This window comes from Arthrospira sp. PCC 8006 (assembly GCF_046480465.1).
Classification (GTDB): Bacteria; Cyanobacteriota; Cyanobacteriia; order Cyanobacteriales; family Microcoleaceae; genus Limnospira; species Limnospira platensis.
Genome location: NZ_PKGG01000003.1, coordinates 1 through 19,334, shown reverse-complemented (window position 1 = coordinate 19,334; position 19,334 = coordinate 1). Strand labels below are relative to the sequence as shown.

Annotated in this window: 15 protein-coding genes and 1 tRNA gene; 9 read left to right on the top strand and 7 right to left on the bottom strand. The window is 41.6% G+C overall.

The annotated features are described in order from the left end of the window. The first annotated feature begins 255 nt into the window (after positions 1–255). From B9T16_RS00865 to B9T16_RS00840, 6 genes are all read left to right on the top strand, one after another. The gene (locus tag B9T16_RS00865) at positions 256–1,272 is read left to right on the top strand and encodes an aspartate-semialdehyde dehydrogenase (protein WP_410243905.1); all 1,017 of its coding nucleotides are present in this window, start codon (positions 256–258) and stop codon (positions 1,270–1,272) included. Positions 1,273–1,341: 69 nt separating this feature from the next. Further along, positions 1,342–2,235, top strand: a complete 894-nt coding sequence (gene dapA / locus B9T16_RS00860; RefSeq protein WP_014276358.1) for a 4-hydroxy-tetrahydrodipicolinate synthase — start codon at positions 1,342–1,344, stop codon at positions 2,233–2,235. Positions 2,236–2,376: 141 nt separating this feature from the next. Further along, positions 2,377–4,275, top strand: coding sequence for a ribonuclease J (locus B9T16_RS00855; RefSeq protein WP_410243904.1), 1,899 nt, complete (start codon positions 2,377–2,379; stop codon positions 4,273–4,275). 290 nt (positions 4,276–4,565) lie between these two features. Next, on the top strand, positions 4,566–7,076 hold the full coding sequence (locus tag B9T16_RS00850; RefSeq protein ID WP_006619399.1) for a sigma 54-interacting transcriptional regulator: 2,511 nt from the start codon (positions 4,566–4,568) through the stop codon (positions 7,074–7,076). 44 nt (positions 7,077–7,120) lie between these two features. Next, complete coding sequence (locus B9T16_RS00845) at positions 7,121–8,194, top strand: DUF262 domain-containing protein (protein WP_410243903.1); 1,074 nt, start codon at positions 7,121–7,123, stop codon at positions 8,192–8,194. After that, positions 8,191–8,664: a HEPN domain-containing protein gene (locus B9T16_RS00840; protein WP_410243902.1), complete on the top strand. Its 474-nt coding sequence runs from the start codon at positions 8,191–8,193 to the stop codon at positions 8,662–8,664. The genes B9T16_RS00845 and B9T16_RS00840 overlap by 4 nt, the downstream gene beginning before the upstream one ends. A 36-nt stretch (positions 8,665–8,700) precedes the next feature. Here B9T16_RS00840 and B9T16_RS00835 read toward each other — a convergent pair whose 3' ends face one another. From B9T16_RS00835 to B9T16_RS00805, 7 genes are all read right to left on the bottom strand, one after another. Further along, positions 8,701–9,642 (bottom strand): o-succinylbenzoate synthase, encoded by a 942-nt coding sequence (locus B9T16_RS00835; RefSeq protein WP_410243901.1) that lies wholly within the window; start codon positions 9,640–9,642, stop codon positions 8,701–8,703. Positions 9,643–9,652: 10 nt separating this feature from the next. Next, positions 9,653–10,411 (bottom strand): hypothetical protein, encoded by a 759-nt coding sequence (locus B9T16_RS00830; RefSeq protein ID WP_410243900.1) that lies wholly within the window; start codon positions 10,409–10,411, stop codon positions 9,653–9,655. A 3-nt stretch (positions 10,412–10,414) separates the two neighbouring features. Beyond that, positions 10,415–11,272, bottom strand: coding sequence for a ParA family protein (locus B9T16_RS00825; RefSeq protein WP_152088447.1), 858 nt, complete (start codon positions 11,270–11,272; stop codon positions 10,415–10,417). A gap of 37 nt (positions 11,273–11,309) precedes the next feature. After that, positions 11,310–12,116, bottom strand: coding sequence for a 2-succinyl-6-hydroxy-2,4-cyclohexadiene-1-carboxylate synthase (gene menH / locus B9T16_RS00820; RefSeq protein WP_410243899.1), 807 nt, complete (start codon positions 12,114–12,116; stop codon positions 11,310–11,312). 18 nt (positions 12,117–12,134) lie between these two features. Continuing rightward, entirely contained in the window at positions 12,135–12,323 is a 189-nt protein-coding gene (locus B9T16_RS00815; RefSeq protein WP_006619405.1) for a hypothetical protein, read from the bottom strand. Between the two features lie 93 nt (positions 12,324–12,416). Then, positions 12,417–14,540 (bottom strand): PAS domain-containing protein, encoded by a 2,124-nt coding sequence (locus tag B9T16_RS00810; RefSeq protein ID WP_410243898.1) that lies wholly within the window; start codon positions 14,538–14,540, stop codon positions 12,417–12,419. Beyond that, entirely contained in the window at positions 14,540–16,378 is a 1,839-nt protein-coding gene (locus tag B9T16_RS00805; protein WP_317269080.1) for a putative bifunctional diguanylate cyclase/phosphodiesterase, read from the bottom strand. The genes B9T16_RS00810 and B9T16_RS00805 overlap by 1 nt, the downstream gene beginning before the upstream one ends. 468 nt (positions 16,379–16,846) lie before the next feature. On the opposite strand from B9T16_RS00805, the gene mgtE reads away from it, so the two are divergent. From mgtE to B9T16_RS00790, 3 genes are all read left to right on the top strand, one after another. Then, complete coding sequence (mgtE, locus tag B9T16_RS00800; RefSeq protein ID WP_126277524.1) at positions 16,847–18,223, top strand: magnesium transporter; 1,377 nt, start codon at positions 16,847–16,849, stop codon at positions 18,221–18,223. A 4-nt stretch (positions 18,224–18,227) separates the two neighbouring features. Further along, complete coding sequence (locus B9T16_RS00795) at positions 18,228–18,863, top strand: hypothetical protein (RefSeq protein ID WP_410243897.1); 636 nt, start codon at positions 18,228–18,230, stop codon at positions 18,861–18,863. Then, a tRNA-Leu gene (locus B9T16_RS00790) sits at positions 18,824–18,911 on the top strand. Before B9T16_RS00795 ends, B9T16_RS00790 begins: the two co-directional genes overlap by 40 nt. Positions 18,912–19,334 lie beyond the last annotated feature (423 nt).

The window sequence follows — 19,334 nt, the reverse complement described above, 5'->3', positions numbered from 1 at the left end:
GTATGGTAGTGTCATTGTTTCTGTACCACAATTTTAACTCTGGAGAACTATAATTGATAGACTAGCCAATATTTGATGCTATCAGTAGATGGCTCGAAATGGGTAGCGATCGCCATTGACTGTCACATCAACTGTCACAGTTACCGATATAATAGCCTTTAGTATAGATACAAGACTGATTAGCCTTATATATTATTAAAATTTCTGATTGATTCTCAGATTATCGATTGTCTAAAGTTCCGGGAGGAAGTGAATTTGTCAAAATCCTATAGAGTTGCTATTTTGGGTGCGACCGGGGCCGTGGGAACCGAGTTGCTGGAATTGCTGGAAAGTCGCGATTTTCCTCTGTCGGAGTTGAAGCTATTGGCTTCTCCCCGTTCGGCCGGAAATAGTCTCCGTTTTCGAGGAGAGCAACTCACAGTAGAAGCCGTTGGCGATCGCAGTTTTGATGGGGTAGATTTGGTATTAGCTTCCGCCGGAGGCTCTACTTCTAAGCAATGGGCTCACCAAGCCGTAGCAGCAGGGGCGGTGGTAGTGGACAACTCCAGTGCCTTCCGCATGGACCCCCAAGTTCCCCTGGTGGTGCCAGAAGTGAACCCAGAAGCAGTAGTTAATCATCAGGGGATTATTGCTAATCCTAACTGCACCACTATTTTGATGAATGTGGCGGTTTGGCCACTGTATCAGGTACAACCCCTGCGGCGTATAGTAGTATCTACTTATCAATCCGCTAGTGGTGCGGGAGCCAGGGCTATGGAGGAGGTGAAAACCCAAGCCAGGGCGATTTTGCAGGGAGAAACTCCCCAGGCGGAAATATTCCCCTACCCCTTGGCTTTTAATCTGTTTCCCCACAACTCGCCTATCAATGATTTAGGCTATTGTGAGGAAGAGGTGAAAATGATTAATGAGACGCGGAAAATTTTTGGTGATGAAAAGTTGAGAGTTTCCGCGACTTGTGTACGGGTTCCGGTACTGCGTGCCCACTCGGAGGCGATTAACTTAGAGTTTGAGCAGCCTTTTGATGTGGCTAAGGCGCGGGATGTCCTGAGTCAAGCCCCAGGGGTCAAGTTGGTGGAAGACTGGCAGGCTAATTATTTCCCCATGCCTATTGATGCAACGGGCTGCGATCCGGTTTTGGTGGGTCGTATCCGCCAGGATCTTTCTCATCCCTGTGGGTTGGAATTATGGCTATGCGGCGATCAAGTTCGCAAGGGAGCGGCTTTAAATGCTGTCCAAATTGCTGAATTATTGGTAAGTAAAGACCTTCTGTAAGTCCCCCGTGTTGGGGGGAATGAATGATAACAAGACGGCTAACTATACGGCACAATTGACACAAAAGAAATGGTAAGTTTTGGCAGAGTAATGACGGCAATGGTAACGCCGTTTTGGGAAGATGGTAGCATTAACTATCCAGAAGCAGAGCGACTGGCGGCTCACTTGGCGGATAATGGCAGTGATACTCTGGTGGTGTGTGGCACTACTGGAGAGTCTCCGACTCTGACTTGGGATGAGGAGCATGAGTTGTTTAAGGTGGTTCAGCAGGCTGTGGCGGGTAAGGCTAAGGTGATTGCTGGTACGGGGTCAAATTCTACCCAAGAGGCGATCGCCGCCACTCAGAAAGCCGCTAAACTGGGGGTGGATGGTTCTTTGCAGGTGGTTCCCTATTACAACAAGCCTCCCCAAGAGGGATTGTATCAACACTTTTTGGCGATCGCCTCAGCTTGTGCAGATTTGCCGATTGTGTTATATAATATTCCTGGGCGTACAGGACAAAATCTCCAACCCGAAACCGTTGCACGTTTGGCATCGGTTCCTAATATTGTCGCCATCAAAGAAGCTAGTGGCAGCCTAGACCAAGCTAGTCAAATCAGGCAGTTGACACCTAAAGAGTTTCAGATATATTCTGGGGATGATTCCCTGACTTTACCACTGTTAGCAGTGGGTGGAACTGGGGTGGTGAGTGTAGCGAGTCACCTGGTAGGGAAGCAAATTCAAGATATGATCCAGATGTTTGAAGCGGGTCGGGTGCAGGAAGCAACGGAAATTCATATCAAACTCTTCAGTTTGTTTAAAACGTTGTTTATCACTACTAATCCTATTCCGATTAAAGCGGCTCTGAAATTGTTGGGCTGGAATGTGGGTCTGAGTCGGTCTCCCATGTGTGAACCTTCCCCGGAAGTGATTGAAAAGGTCAAGGGAGTTTTGGGCGAATTGGGTTTGATTGAAACTCGGTAAATTCAATAAAAATCCGGGTTTCAGACAATTGAATAGTTGTGATTATTCCTAGGTTTTGATGACTGCTTAATTCAAACTTATAGATAGCTGTTTAAACCGGGAAAAATCAACCATGGAAAACTAAGTTAATGAGGTTTTATTATGTCAAGTAACGGCAAATCTTACACCAGAACTAGACCTTCTGCTAGGTCAGTGAAAATCACCAAAAAGTTGGATAATGTACCCAAAAACAGGGAACAAACCCCGGAAGATAACTCTCCGAAATTGAAAATAATTCCCCTGGGTGGACTCCACGAAATTGGCAAAAATACCTGTGTATTTGAATATGAAGATGAAATCATCATCCTAGATGCTGGTTTAGCCTTCCCGACCGATGGAATGCACGGCGTAAATATAGTTTTACCAGATGTTACCTACCTGCGGGAAAATCGGGATAAAATTAAGGGTATGATTGTCACCCACGGTCACGAAGACCATATTGGTGGCATTGCTTTTCACCTGAAACAGTTTGATATTCCGGTGATTTATGGTCCGAGATTAGCCATGGCTCTGCTTCATGGTAAACTAGAAGAGGCGGGGGTGAGCGATCGCACCGAATTAAGAACGGTCAGACCTCGCGATATAGTGCGGATTGGCAAAAACTTCCTGGTGGAATATATCCGCAATACTCACTCAATCGCTGATAGTTTTACCGTAGCAATTAATACCCCCGTGGGAGTAGTTATCCATAGTGGTGACTTTAAGGTAGATCATACTCCGGTGGATGGCGAATTTTTCGATTTTCAGCGGTTGGCTGAGTATGGGGAAAAAGGGGTTCACTGTCTGCTGAGTGATTCGACTAACGCTGAAGTTCCTGGCTTTACTCCCTCGGAGGCTTCCGTTTATCCGAATCTGGAAAGAATTATTGCGACTGCTTCGGGACGGGTGTTGGTCACTACTTTCGCTTCATCGGTTCACCGGGTCAATATTATTCTGAGTATTGCTCAAAAATTGGGGCGTTCTGTGGCTGTGGTAGGGCGATCGATGTTAAATGTGATTGCTCATTCTCGGAATTTGGGTTATATAAAATGTCCTGATAATCTGTTTATTCCCCTCAATGCGATTCGCAGTTTACCTGATGAAAAGGTGTTGATTTTAACCACAGGTTCCCAGGGTGAACCCTTGGCGGCGATGACCCGAATTGCTAATGGCGCTCACCGACAAATTAGCATTAAACAAGGGGATACAATTGTCTTTTCTGCTAACCCGATTCCCGGAAATACCATTGCGGTTGTCAATACTATTGATAAACTGATGATGCAGGGTGCTAATGTGATTTATGGCCGCCATCATGGTATTCATGTTTCCGGTCATGGTTGTCAGGAAGACCATAAATTGATGTTGGCGTTGACTCGTCCTAAGTTTTTTGTTCCTGTACATGGTGAACATCGGATGTTAGTACAACACAGCAAAACTGCTAAAAGTATGGGTATTCCACCAGAAAATATGGTGATTATCAATAACGGCGATGTGGTGGAGTTGACCGAAAATTCCATTCGCGTTGGTGGTAAAGTTCCTTCTGGTATTGAGCCTGTCGATTCCTCTCGCACTGGGTTTGTGCGTGATGATGTCCTGAAAGAACGCCAGCAGTTAGCTGAGGATGGTTTAATTACTGTAGCGGTGGCTGTTAGTGATGAGGGTAAACTTTTGGCGATTCCTGAAACTCACCTGAAAGGGGTGGTGATGACTGCTGATCAGGCTGCGTTTAAACAACAGATTGTTAAGGTGATTGAGGCGACTTTAAGCGATCGCTGGTCAGAGTTGAGTCGGTCCTTTGGTAATGGCGAAGGTAATCAAATTGATTGGGTGGGGGTACGCACCGAGATTGAAAGAGCGATCGCTCGTTTGTTGCGGCGTGAATTACAAAGCAATCCTCTGTTAGTGGTGTTGATGCAAACTCCCGAAGAAAGTCCTGATTCTAGTGCTTCTTCTTCTTCGGAAACTCCCCAGCCAACTACCGGACGGAGAAGACCTCGCACAGCAGCTCGTGTCGCTTCCTAATTGACTGTAAAGGTCGCCATGAGTGAGCGGGTTTAGCAGCTTCAGTTTAACACTGGTCGCTGCTATCCCGCTCCGGCTTTGCTTAACCGTCAGACTCTCAAGTGTGTTAGTTTTTTTGCTGGCTGAAAAATACGGCAGCCAGAATAATTAACCCTAGTAATGCGAGGGGAACTAACAGAGATAAAATAGGCGTATTAGTTGACATGATTTTATCGGAATTGTGATTCCTGTCTTAATGTGTGTTATAATATAGGGTAACTTTTTCGGTGAAAGTTATCTAGGGGGAAACCATGAATCAAACTGATCTGGTGAAATGGTTGCAGGAAAGAACTGCACTGAGCCTCCTTGATGATGAAATATTGCAGGCGATCGCACCTCAACTGGAAGAACGCACCATTCCTATAAATACCGTCGTGGTGACTAAAGGAACTTCCCCAGATCGGCTTTATATTTTGCGATCGGGTGATTGGGAAAACCCAGACGCACCCAAGGCGGATAAGTATTTACCTGGAATCGCCATTAATCTGCAATCATTACTGTTAAATAATCCAGTTCAACAAACATTAATTACCCGAACAGATTGTCAATTTTGGGTGATGAAGGCGGGAGAATTTCACAAGTTTGTAGAAGCCCATCCCGAAATTAATCAAGCCTTTTCTCAGCAACTAGCCGAAGAAGTCGAGGAACTTTCCGCTCAATTGGTTTATGAGCAGGAAAGGTTAGCCATTTTACAACCCTATTTAATTCCGAGAGCGCGGCGAGGAATTGTCGGAAAAAGTCGTTATGCGGTGAGGTTGCGATCGCAAATTAAAGAGGCTTCTAAAAATCGTAAATCCGTCCTAATTTTTGGGGAACCAGGAATCGAAAAAGACAACTTAGCGGCTTTGATTCATTTTGGGTCTGATGACCGCCGAGAACCAGTCATTCAAGTAAATTGTTCTAAACTCCAAACCAGTGGCGCAGATTTATTTGGACGGACAGGGGGAAAATCTGGGTTAATTGAAGCCTTGGGAAAGGGAACTTTAATATTTAATAATATCCAAGAATTACCCCCAGAATTAATCCCCGCCATCTCAAATTTATTAGAACTAGGAACTTATATTCCGGTCAGTAAAGGTGGCGCGGAAACCGTCAATGCTAAAGTTTCTCAAGCTCGGATTATCATTATATCAGAAAAGATGGTGGCTAAGATTGAAACCTTAGTCGAAACCGTGATTAAAGTGCCACCTTTGAGGGTAAGAAAATCTGATATTGGCGATTGGGTTAATTATAATATTAGCCTAATTTGTCGGAATAAAGGTATTAACCGAGTCCAGATGACCCCGGAAGCCTTGCGACGACTACAAGCCTATGATTTTCCCAATAATTTGCGGGAATTACGAAACCTGGTCGAAAGGGCGATCGTTCAACTCCAAGGCTGTGCAGAAATCACCGAAGAAATTATTTGGCCGTCTCAAACTAAAAAGCAGCAATTCCGAGTTAATTTATTAAATACCTATCCGAAATTCCGCAAATTTCTCAGAAGTCCCTGGTGGCCGGATCGGATTAATTATGGCTTTACTGTAGCTGTTTTTGCCGCCGTGGTGGCGATTTTATTCCTCGGTCCTCAAACGCGATCGCAAAATTTCGCTCTCAACCTATTTTGGGCCTGGTGGTGGCCATTAGTTTTGTTAATCTTCCCATTTTTAGGTCGCGTATGGTGTGCAGTTTGTCCCTTTATGATTTACGGAGAAATCACCCAAAAACTATCTCTCTGGCTGTTTCCGCGTCAATTAAAAAAATGGCCGAGACAGTCAGCCGAAAAGTGGGGAGGGTGGTTTTTATTCGGTTTATTCGCCCTAATTTTACTCTGGGAAGAATTGTGGGATTTACCAAATACCGCCTATTTATCAGCTTGTTTATTGCTACTCATTACCGCCGGAGCCATGATTTTTTCAGCTATTTTTGAACGGCGTTTTTGGTGTCGTTATCTGTGTCCCATTGGCGGTATGAATGGGATGTTTGCCAAATTAGCCATCACCGAATTACGCGCACAGCAGGGAACCTGTTCCGCCGAATGCAACACCTACCAATGCTATAAAGGAGGACCCCAAAAAGGCGAAGGAATGGAAACAGCCGGATGTCCTTTATATTCTCACCCTGCACAATTAGAAGATAATCGAGATTGTGTATTGTGTATGACCTGTTTAAAAGCCTGTCCCCATCGTTCAGTTGAGGTCAATTTGCGACCCCCAGGAATTGAATTATGGACTACTCATATACCTCGCACCTATGAAGTAGCCTTACTGTTTTTATTATTAGATGCCGTCTTTTTACATCATTTACCCCAATTACAACAGTATTTTAATTTTACCCTAAATTTAGATAATTTCTGGATACATTTAGGAGTTGCAACCGTAGTCTTAGCTTTACCTGCTATAATTCCCGGTTTTGCTCATCTTATTTATCGGTTAATTTCCCCAAGAAAGCCTCGGAAATTTATCGAGTTAGCTTATGGTTTACTTCCCTTTGCGTTAGCCATTAATTTAGCTCATTATCTACGGTTAGGGTTAGCAGAAGGTGGCAGAATTTTACCAGTTACCCTTGCTACTTTTGGCTTAGATGGTTCCAGTCTCCCCGTTTGGGTTGCTCACCCAGCAGTCATTGAATTTTTGCAGGGAACCACCTTATTATCCGGGATATTAATCGCCATTTTACTAACTCAAAAAATTGCCCGCCAACCCATCAAAACCCTATTACCTCAACATTTAGCCACCCTTATTTTAGGCTTCATATCATGGCAAATTGTTGTAGGGTTTTAGGATAGTAAGAACTGCTACTATACCCAATATATCGCTAATTAGATATGCCAAAAAATCCCAGCCACAATTTAGAAGATAGTGACGAAGAACTACTTACCTTTAAGTATTCAATAACCAGTTATGGTGCTGATTATCCCGTTGATAGTTTAGTTAAACGGATGAAAAATGGCAGCATATATGTACCCACATTTCAACGAGGATATGTCTGGGACCATAGAGAAGCATCTCGTTTTATTGAGTCCCTGTTATTGGGTCTACCAGTACCGGGAATTTTTCTCGCTAAAGAACAAGATACTCAAAAACTTCTAGTTATTGATGGTCAACAAAGGTTAAAGACTATTCAATACTTTTATGATGGTGTTTTTGAACCTAATCAAAAGGAATTTTCCTTAACCAAAGTAGCTCATAAGTTTGACGGATTAACTTATCAAACTCTCTCGGAAGAGGATAGACGTAGACTCGATGATTCCATTATACCTGCTACCATTGTTAAACAGGATGAACCCTCAGATGATAATAGCAGTATTTACTATATTTTTGAGCGACTTAATACTGGTGGTCAACAATTAAAACCTCAAGAAATTCGCGCCTGTATCTATCACGGAGAGTTTAATAATTTATTAGCAGAACTTAATTATCATCAGTATTGGCGAGATATATATGGTTCCCCAAAACCTGATAAACGTATGCGAGATCAGGAAATGATTTTGCGTTTTCTGGCTCTCTATTTTGAGGGTGATAACTATCAAAAACCGATGAAAGGTTTCTTAAATAATTTTATTGGTAAAAATCGCCATCTTCATAGGTATGATAAATCAGAAATTCAACTAGCTTTTATTCACACCATTGAAACTGCTTATGACATTTGGGGGGTTCGAGCTTTTAAACCTAAAAATCAGATTAATGCAGCAGTTTTTGACTGTATTATGGTGGGTTTGGCTCGCCGATTAGAAAAGGGTTCTATTAAGGATAAAGAATCACTCGATACTAATTATCAAAATCTTTTAACAAGTCAAAATTTCTTGGATGTAACTGTCAACAGTTCCCGTACTACCGAGAAATCAACTGTACAAATTCGTCTCAGTCAAGCTATCGATGCTTTTGAAAATGTACAATGAAAAATGTAACAGTTGTGCGTTACAAACAGCAGCTTGATAACTTATTTAAAAAGATATCTCAACTTCCAGAGGATACGGAAATGCAGTCCCATTGGTCTAGGTATTTGTGTATTCGTGTATCAGGGTTTTTAGAGGTTTCTGTCCGTTCTATCTATAGCCAATATGCTAAGGATAAAGCATCACCTTTTGTCGCCAATTATATAGAAAAGCAACTATCAGGCTTTCAAAATCCTAATATGCAAAAAATTTTGAATATTGCTGGTTCTTTTAACCCTGAATGGTCAGATGAACTTGGTAAGTTTGTCCAAGGTGAAATTCAAGATGCTATTAATAGTATTGTTGTTAATAGAAATAAAATTGCTCATGGTGACAATGTGGGAATCACTTATGTACGAATTAAAGCCTACTATCAAAATGCAGTTAAACTTGTTGATATGCTTGAGGAATTGTGTGAGGGTAAATCTGTTTAAAATGTGATAATTATGGGATGATTAATTATTTTTTAGTTAGTCAGTATCGACAAACCAGTGATTAATACCAAATCCTACCGCGCGATGAGATTGACATAATTCTGCGGCTAATTGTAGTGACGCTTTTTGACCGATTTCGGTTTCAAATACCGAAGAAAATACCCCATCAATCCCTAGGGTATGATATAATTTCCTTAACTGCTTTGGGGAACCTACTATAGCAGGTTTTATCACAAAAATACCTCGCCAACCTTGTTGATAACATTGATTGATTTGGGTGAGGGTCGCGACAGATTCATCTAAGGCTATGGAGGTTAAATGACCTTTAGTTAAGGCTAACATTCCCTCTAACTCATTAACACCTAGAGGTTGCTCTAAAAACTCTATTTTAAAGCTAGTATCTCGCAGGTTGATTCTATCACAAATATCTAACAAGCGATCGCTTTCCGCAAAATTTAACCCACCATTCGCATCGAGTCGCAGCGATAACCCTTGAATTTCACTCATTTGGCTGGCTAATATCTCCAACCAATTCAACTMATTATCAATGCTATCAACCCCGATTTTCCACTTGAGAGTTGTATATCCCCTATTAACTAAATCTTTCCAAGCAGATAAACCCGCTTTTCCTGTAGGAAGCAGTCCGCTATTTTCTAGCTTAGGTATTTCCTCATCATTTCCCTGTAATTGAGTTAAAGCCGACTCCAAGCCAAACTGACAAGCTGGGAGACTCATAGGAATCGAAAAAATCAGATTTTCTGTAATTATCCCAGGTAGACTTTCACAAAAATCCATAGCCTCCCTGAGAGTTTCCGACCCAAACCAACTAAGAGGCGCAATTTCTCCCCAGCCAACTTTACCCTTTTCGTCCATTAACTCAATAATAATCCCTTCCCTAACCCCCCAGAGTCCGTGATGAGTTTTTAAAGGCTGTTTAAATCTACGGGAGTATTTATTAAACTTAAATTTGATAGTCATTGAATTGCATTTAACTAGACCAAGCATCAATAATTTTAATCATAGTTTTGTCTGCTAAACCCTTAACATTAGCAATCACTTGTTGATAATTGATAAATTTACCCAGTTTTTCCCTCGCTTCACAAATACCTTTAGCTAAGTTTTTAGAATTACTAATATTAGCCCGATTTAATCGCCTCAATAACTCCTCCTGAGTCAAACTATTGAATAAATCGAGAGGGTTAATAATGGGTTGATTTGGCGACTCTGACTCTCTCATTGGGGAAGGTTGGGGAGATTCTATAGCTTTAAATCGCCGTTCATTTTGTTGTTGATAATCCCTCAATTCCTGCTGAATTTGACTCACATAGGTTTCTAGTCGTTGTTCAAGATTATTTAACCGAGACTCTAAATGAGGAGATGGAGATGTCGTTAATGTTACAGTTTCCCCTATCTGATTATTTACCAAGCTAGGAGTTACCGTAAAACGCTCAATTAACTCCACCTGTTTTAATACCTTAGCTTCATGTTTGTCAGCAATCACAAAAGCATTAACCATCTCAGCTTTGCGGGGGTCTTTTTCCCTAGCTTTCACCGCCGCATAATATTCTAAATTACCTGAAATAACTTGATAATTTTCTAACCCTTGCATTTTCAGGATTAAGGGTTTAATAATTTCCCCACATTCTAAAATATTATCGGCTAACTCCTCTAATTCAGATTCGGAAAAATTAGACCGAGGTACATGAGAATTAATGCTTTTAACATCCACCAAAGAAAATCTGATCATGATTTATTTACCTAACTTTTCTAAAACTTCCTCTGTCAACTGTACAAATTCCATCGCTGCTGGTGAATCTGGCGCAAATTCTAGCACAGATTGGGGGTCCGGTATCTCTAAATCTCCCATAGTTATAGTCTGGTTGGTACATTGAGACAAAACTGTTCTTTCAAAGATTATGCTATTCATAATCGGTACATTATGGGAATTTAACAGGGATTCTTTTTGCTTGGGGAAGACATAATTAAAAAATCGCGAATTGGTGGATATTTTAGATGGCAATATCCCCAAAATTGCCAAATCATTTTTACCAATTAAGGCACGAAATTCATCAATTTGACCAATAAATTCTAAAACTGTAGGTAATCCTTGATTAGCAAAGGGTTTCAGGTCTGATGGGATTATTAAATAATCCGCCGCAATTAAGGCAATTTCTGCATAAATATCCCGCGAGGGAGGAGTATCAATAATCACGATATCATAATCTTCTTTAACTCGCCTTAGCTTGGTGACTAAACGGGTTTTATTAGATGCAACTTGGTTGAGTTTATATTGCTTTTCAATTAAGTTAATATGGGAGGGTATTACATCAATTTCGGGTTGATTAAATCCGTCGGTTTTTCTGACGACATCAGGAATAAAGTGATAATCACCTGATTCGATAACATGGGAAACATTGCGATCTCTTAAATCATCATCTTCCACAAATAAAAATTTCATTAAGCCAGTCGCAAAGGTGGAGTTGGCTTGAGAGTCTAAATCGATAAGTAGTATTTTGTGACCTTGTTTTTGTAAACAGGCGGCTAGGTTAATGGCTATGGTGGTTTTACCTACTCCACCTTTATTATGGTAAACAGCAATAGTTTTCATACCTGGTTATTTAAGGGTTTGTTAAAGATTGTCATATTTAGGAAATAAAGTCAAGGATTAAGTCTACCCAAATTTGGGGATTTTCGCCGTGGATGTTATGACCACAGCCGGGAACTATTTTTATGGTTGCGAAGGTACATAAATCCGTAATTTCTCGGTTAATTTGTTGAAATTTATGGTCAAATTCTCCCACTAATAATAGTAAAGGTATCTGATTTTGAGATAACTTATCCCAGAGTGGTGGCTGGGTTCCGGTTCCCGAATTTATGAGGATTTTCGCTAATTCTGTAGGGTTATTTTTGAGACGATCGCCTATAATTTTATCAAAATTGGGCGAGTTTTTAAAGGATGTAAATAGGGGTAAACTATACCACCAGTTGAGGAAGTCTTGAAAGTTACTATTTTGTAGTTTATTGGCTATTTGATTATCTGATAAACGCCGCTGCGATCGCTCAATTTCCGTTTTCAGTCCCGGTGATGCTGATTCCAGAATTGCTTGCTTAAATCGTGTGGGATAGTGTAAAATCAAATAGAGTCCTAAACGACCTCCCATAGAATATCCAATCAGGACACAATTATCAATTTTCAGGTAATCCAAAAGACCAATTAAACCGGAGGCGATCGCTGGTATTTGATAGGCTTCATCTCCTGCTAATACCTGAGTTTTTCCTTGTCCTGGTAAATCAATAGTTAAGCAGGAGAAATGCTGAGAAAGGGAGGGTATAGCCGGGTCAAAGTCTCGGCAATTTCCCATAAAGCCATGTAATAGCAAAATTATAGGCTGAGTGCGATCGCCGTGTAATTCACCATAAAAACTATAACACCCCACCTGCCATTGTGGCATTTAATCGACTCCTATTTGTTAGTCAAATATCCAATGCAAAAAGGGAACCGCCGCCGCACAAAAAGCCATAAACCCAAATAAACCCCCCAGCATTCCATAAAGCAAAAATTGGTCGCCGCGATCCTTAGCCAATTTCACAATAACGTAACTGTAGCCATAGCAAACCAGGAAGAAAATAACAATAAAGCCAGTGAAGTAATATTGCATAACCAAATCAGGTCTAAAAAGTCTAATTATCCATTATAGGAAAATTATGGTCAATTCCCTGAAATTTCACAAAAATTTAGTATTTCCTAGAAATTAATGAGTAACAGATTTTTGCTGTTCAGGTATGCTGAGGGTAATCACAAATTCTGTACCGCTACCTACCTGCGAATTGCACTCTAATTTTCCGCCGTGATTTTCGACTACAATTTGATGAGAAATAGACAATCCCAAACCCGTCCCTTGACCCACAGGCTTAGTCGTAAAAAATGGATTAAAAATCTGTCTTTGGATAGATTCAGAAATTCCCGGACCATTATCAGCAATTTTAATAACAATAGAGTCTAGTTGGTCGGGAGAATTAGCTTTTTCCACTGTAGTTTTGATGGTAATTATACCAGGATCTGGTTGAGTTGCTAAAGCATCGATCGCATTAGCCAATATATTCATAAATACCTGATTCAATTGACTAGGATAGCATTCCAACTTAGGTAATGCGCCATAATCTTTAAGAATTTGAATTTCCGAACCTGGGTGCATTTTGATGCGACCTTGTAAAATCAGTAAAGTGCTTTCGATACCCTCATGTAAATCTACAGCCTTGCGGGTAGCTTCATCGAGGCGAGAAAAGTTTCTTAAAGAGACAACAATATCTTGAATCCGAGTAGTTCCCAACTTCATTGAATCCAAAGCATGAGGTAAATCATCAAGCATAAATTGCAAATCAATTTCTTGGGCAAAATTAATAATTTCCTCAACAGGTTGAGGGTAGTTTTTATGATATAATTTCACCAGTTCAATTAAATCTTGAGTGCAGGTTTCTAGGTGCATCAAATTCCCATGTATAAACCCCAAAGGATTATTAATTTCATGGGCCACCCCTGCCACCATTTGTCCTAAGCCGGACATTTTCTCAGCCTGAATTAATTGTGTTTGGGTGCGTTTTAATTCTTGTATAGTTTGGGATAACTCGATCGCTTTATGGCGTTGTTGTATCTGTTCAAGTCTGAGGCTAACTTCCATAGCTTTGCGATCGCTAATATCCCTAACAATCGCCAAGACCTGATCATCACCACTAGGGACATAACGCGCTTCATAATGGTGATAGCTACCCGAAACCGATAGCACATATTCCCCCTGCTGAATTTGTCTAGTATTGAGGGTTTGAGTTAAATAATGGCGCGTCCATTCAGCCAAATCTTGAGAAAAAACGGCATCAATTGTCTGTCCCACAATATTTGGTGGTAAACCGGGATTAGGGGAATTTTTAGCCGGGAAGTAGTCAAGAATTACTCCCTGAGAATTTATCCTAAATATCAAATCAGGAATAGCCTCAATCAGGCTGCGATTTCTCACCTCACTTTCTCTCCAAGCCGAGGCAATTTTTTGGCGTTCAGTGATATCACTTTCCACAGCAATAAACTTAGTCAAATTTCCCCATTTATCAAAAACAGGAGTAATACTTATAGACAGCCAATAGGCTTCTCCATCGCGTCTATAGTTCAGAATTTCCCCTTGATAAGGTTGATGTTGTTTGAGTGCTTTAGCAATCTCCAAGATAGTATCTGGGTTAGTGTCAGCACCCGGCAAAAACGAACCAGGCTTGCGACCTTGTACCTCATCAAAGAAATATCCAGTAATAGTTACAAATCCGGTATTAACCCACTCAATATAACCATCACAATCACAAATAATTACAGCATTATCAGTCTGAGTAGCAACCCAGGATAACTGTAGCAGTTGTTGTTCTATCTGCGGTTGAGTGTCATCTTTATTGGTAATTACCCAATAGCGATAAGGACATAATCCCGATGATGCTTCCACAGGAACAATAGTTGTTTTTACCCAAATGTGTTGTCCGTTAGCAATATGATGTTGAATTTCTCCTTCCCAAATATTACCTTGATTAACCACTGACCATAATTCTTCCCAAAAAGTAGGGGAATAATAAGGGGATTCAAACAAAGGGTGAGGGTGATTAATCACCTGTTCCCAAGACTTACCCCACATCTCAATAAAAGGTAGGTTAGCATCTAAAACCGTCCCATGTTTATCAATCATACTAACCGGGTTAGTGCGATCGATAATATTTTGCAGTTCCGCATATTCTTGCTGAGTTTGACGAAGTTCATTTTTAAGTAAACGTAACTCAGCGATCGCCGTTTGATAGGCGTTGAATAAATCTTCAGGATAGTTATTAACAATTAGTTCAGCGGTCATTAGCACTCCATGGGGTAAATCAAGTTTTGGTTAAGAACTTCTTGGAAAGTTTCTGAGGCTATAGGTTCAGCCATCAAAAACCCTTGAGCCAGTTCGCATCCCCAAGATTTTAGTTGACAAAATTGTTCCAAGTTTTCAATCCCTTCAGCAATAGTTTCCATTCCTAGGGATTGAGCCAGCTTCACAATAGCATAGGCAATTTTAGTTTGATGTTCCGAAGCATTGATACCCTTAATAAAAGAGCGGTCTATTTTCAGGGTATCAATAGGAAAACATGAGAGGCGACTGAGGGAGGAATGTCCGGTTCCGAAGTCATCTATACATAATCTAATCCCTAAATCTTTAATTTTTCGGAGAGTAGTAACCGCCACTTCTGTCGATTCAGCGATCGCCGTTTCTGTCAGTTCAAACTTAATCAATTCAGGAGAGCATTTAGTCGCTTCTAATATTTCCTGAATTTTCTCGACAATTCCCGGCTGTGTTAGTTGTTTAGTCGCCAGATTAACACTAATAAATGGTGGTAAATCTTGATAAATAGATTCCCATTGTTTAGCTTGAATACAAGCCTGTTCAATTACCCAATCTCCCAGGGGACAAATTAACCCAGTTTCTTCAGCAATAGGAATAAATTTAGCCGGAGAAACCCAGCCCAAAGTTTTATGTTCCCACCTAAGCAAGGCTTCACAACCCACAATCCGATTAGTTGTCATCGAGATAATTGGCTGATAGTTGAGTATCAATTCCTGACGTTTGAGAGCATAACGCAAATCCGTTTCTAGCTGTAGTTGCTGTCGGACTTGGTGGTGCATAGCTTGGGTAAAAATTGCATAACTTCCCTTCCCTCGCTCTTTCGCTCTATATAAAGCCGTATCAGCATCTCGGAGCATATCCTCGCTGCAATTATACCCCATACTACTCAGAGCGATACCAATACTAAGACTGGTAACAGTTTCGAGGTTCTCTTCCCCGAGCAGAATAGGTTTTTTGATTGTCTGTTGAATTTTATGAGTGAGTTGAGAAATTTCAGATAGGTCTTGGATATCATCAATCAGAATCGCAAATTCATCTCCTCCCCACCGAGATAGAATATCTTGGGGACGGATACAGCTTTGTAGACGATCGCCAATTTCAATCAGTAGTTGATCTCCCGCTTGATGTCCAAAGCTATCATTAATCAATTTAAAGCGATCAAGATCCATAAACAACAGACCAAACAAATAGTCTTGACAGTCTTGTGTGCGGTCTATGGCTTTCTGAAGTTCAGTTCTAAAGTAGCCTCGGTTATATAGACCCGTTAGGCTATCATGGTTAGCCTCGTAGATGAGGCGATTCTGTTGATTTTGTCGTTCAGTCACATCTCTTTGAATAGCTAAATAGTGGGTTATCTCTTGGCGATCGTTATATATAGGTTCAATATGCCACTCATTGACAAATTCCCTTCCATCCTTGCGATAGTTAATTGTCTGACCATAAAAGACCCCTCCAGCTTTCAGATCCAGTTTCATCCTTTCCAAAATCGTGCGATCTGTTTTTTCTCCTTGCAAAATTCTGGGAGTTTGACCGATCGCCTCTGTGGGACCATAACCAGTCATTCTGGTAAATGCTTTATTGACAAACACAATTTCAGGTCCAGGAAATTCCAGATTGGCGCTAGTAATCACCACAGAGTCCTCAGCAGAGCAAACCGCTGTCGCCAATAACTTTAAGTGTTCTATCATCGGTAAGCTCAAATTCTGTGCAGAATCATGCTCACCACAAGAACCACCCCCAGCCACAACACTCTCATCAATATGGAGTTGAGGAACTAACTGCCCCCTATAGGCATCCAAATCATTCATAGCCACTAATTTTGTTCCGTAAACGACGACTGACCGAACCCTGTAACGTTTCTCGGTTCAGCTAGACCCAATCAGCAGACCCCTAGGATGAGTCAGATTCCGAGATGCAATAGGTGTATGAGAAGCTACTCTTGGCGATTGTACACCAAATGTTAAAAAAATACTAAGATTTGGGTTTCCGAATTATTTATGTGATATGGGCACAGCCGCATTATGGCACTCAGTTTTTGATAAAATTGTATACCCAAATTTCCATGGCACTGTATACCCAAAGACAGACTTTCAGGATGTGGCAGTGATTAAGATATCAAAAATGGGGGGAACCATGGGATTAGCCCTTTGAGATCAGACAACTTGTATGTAAAGCTGTTTCTAACAGACAATAGGAGAATTAAGTTAAGATTCAGTAGCAGTTTTGGAGATCATCCCTTGACTGAAAACCCTCAACCATCCGTTCCCCTGTCTACCATGTCGCGTAAAGAACTGAGGGAATTAGTCCGATCGCAACTACAAGTATTGTTAGAACGCCGAGATCTGCAAACTGCCAAGGCTATTTTAGTTCCAGTCCAACCAGCAGACATTGCCGAAGCCATTGAGGGATTACCCGAAACCATGCAGGTCATTGCCTTTCGCCTATTATCGAAAGATGAGGCGATCAAGGTTTATGAGCAACTCGACTCTAGCGTTCAGCAGTCATTGTGCGAAAAATTCAAACGCCAGGAAGTGATAGATATTGTCGATAAAATGTCCCCGGACGATCGCGCTAGGCTATTTGACGAATTACCCGCCGCCGTAGTGCGTCGCTTAGTTGCCGAACTGAGTCTATCTGAACGCCAAGCCACAGCCTTGTTACTAGGTTATGAGGCTGACACAGCCGGGCGAATTATGACCCCTGAATACATTTCCCTCAAGGAAGAGTACACCGTAGGTGAGAGTTTGGAGCGTATTCGCAGTTTAGCCCATGTTACCGAAACCGTCTATTCTTTGTATGTTACCGACTCCGATCGCCATTTAATTGGTATTCTCTCCCTGCGGGACTTAGTAACCGCTCAGTTAAATCAAACCGTGGGTGAAATCCTCAGCCGAGATTTTGTCTCTGTACAAACCGATACAGACCAAGAAGAAGTCGCGCGCATCATTAAGCGATATGATTTCCTAGCAGTTCCTGTGGTCGATAGTGAAAAGCGACTCGTGGGAATTATCACCGTGGATGATATCTTGGATATCCTCGAGAAGGAAACCACCAAAGATATCTACGCCTTGGGTGGCTTACAGGCGGACGGAGATAACTATTTTCAGGTAAGTTTACTCACAGTAGCCCGCCGCCGGGTGGTCTGGCTGTTAGTATTGTTAGTGACCAATAGTATTACCGCCTCTATTCTCAAGACCCAGAGAGATATTCTCCAAGACGTGGTGGCCTTATCGTTTTTTATCCCCCTATTGACCGGAACCGGGGGAAATGTCGGCGCTCAGTCTTCCACTGTGGTAATTCGGGGGATGAATACCGATGAAATTTGGTCTTTGGGATCTTTCCAGGTAATTCGGCGGGAGGCTATGGCGGGTGCTTTACTGGGTCTAGTTTTGGGGACTTTGGCGACTATATGGGCTAGTGTATTTATTGTCCCCGGTCAAATAGCAGTGGCGATCGCAGTTGGTATGAGTTTATTGGCGATTTCCATGTTGGCTTCTGTAGCCGGTTCGGCTTTGCCTTTTTTGTTCCGGTCGCTCAAATTAGACCCAACTTTGATGTCTGCGCCGTTTATTACCACCGCCGTTGATGTGTTGGGGGTGTTAATATATTTGAATTTAGCTCGGATGATTTTGCAAAGTAATAGTCTCAATTAACAGAATGTTGAATTACCGTAATCTACTAGAAATAGCTGAATATGTCGGTTTAGCCGTGACTGTGGTGGGAACTGTGGCAACTTTCACCGGCCGATCGCTATTATATGGCGGCATTCCCCTATTGATTTTCCTAGCTATTGGTCTAGTTAACCGCTATCTGTTAAAGCAATATATGCGATCGCTTACTTTCAATGTCAAAGCTAATGTTGACTTGAACACTCAGGCGATCGAACAGTTACATCATATTGCTGAGGCTAATGCTGTTTCTGCTAATATCAACACCCTAAAATCTACCGCTAATTTAGACATGGCGGCGCTCACCGATAACTTAACTACCCTTAATGGTACTCTCCAGAATATTTTAGAGCGCCAAAACGCCCTCGAACAGGCGATCGATGCCATTCAGGGAGAGTTGGAATTGGTGGTGCGAAAGTTCCAGCAGCGACCTGAGTTAGAACAAGTCGAGAGTTTAACCCATGTGATTGTCGATTTACAGCAGTTTATCAATCAACTACCCCAATGGGGAGCCCTCCAACAGCAACAGTTAAATGAGTTACAGGACAAAGTTTCTGTGGCGATCGCTGATTTACCTCGACAGGTGGAAGTAGCCATCAGCGATCGCTTAGATAATTCGACTTAGAATCGAACAAACCGAAAGTTTCCGTGGGTTCAAATCCCACCCTCTCCGTTTAACTTAAACCCTTATCATTATTGCGATAGGAGGAAATTAACTAACCCGATAGTCGTACCGTTACACTTAATATGCACTCCATTCAGTCTTAGCACACGGGACGATTAGTGTATATCCCTTAGCAACAAATCTTAATTATTGACGGGTTAATCAATAAGCACAACTTAATCAATCTGTCAAATGCCTACTATCTCMCCCTAACCAAACACAGACAGGGTAACTCCCTTGTGATACCCGTCAATGGCAAGCCTATCGGTTCGTTCCTCACCATTGACTGCTATCACGTCGGTCGCACCCCCAAGAGTGTTTGTTTCGGTTAGGGGGAGGGTATGGGTTCAATTTTGCAGGATATTGCCTAAAGCTACCAGTGCTAACCATAGAAAGGTATGAGTGCGATCGCAGTGGGATTTATCTATGGCT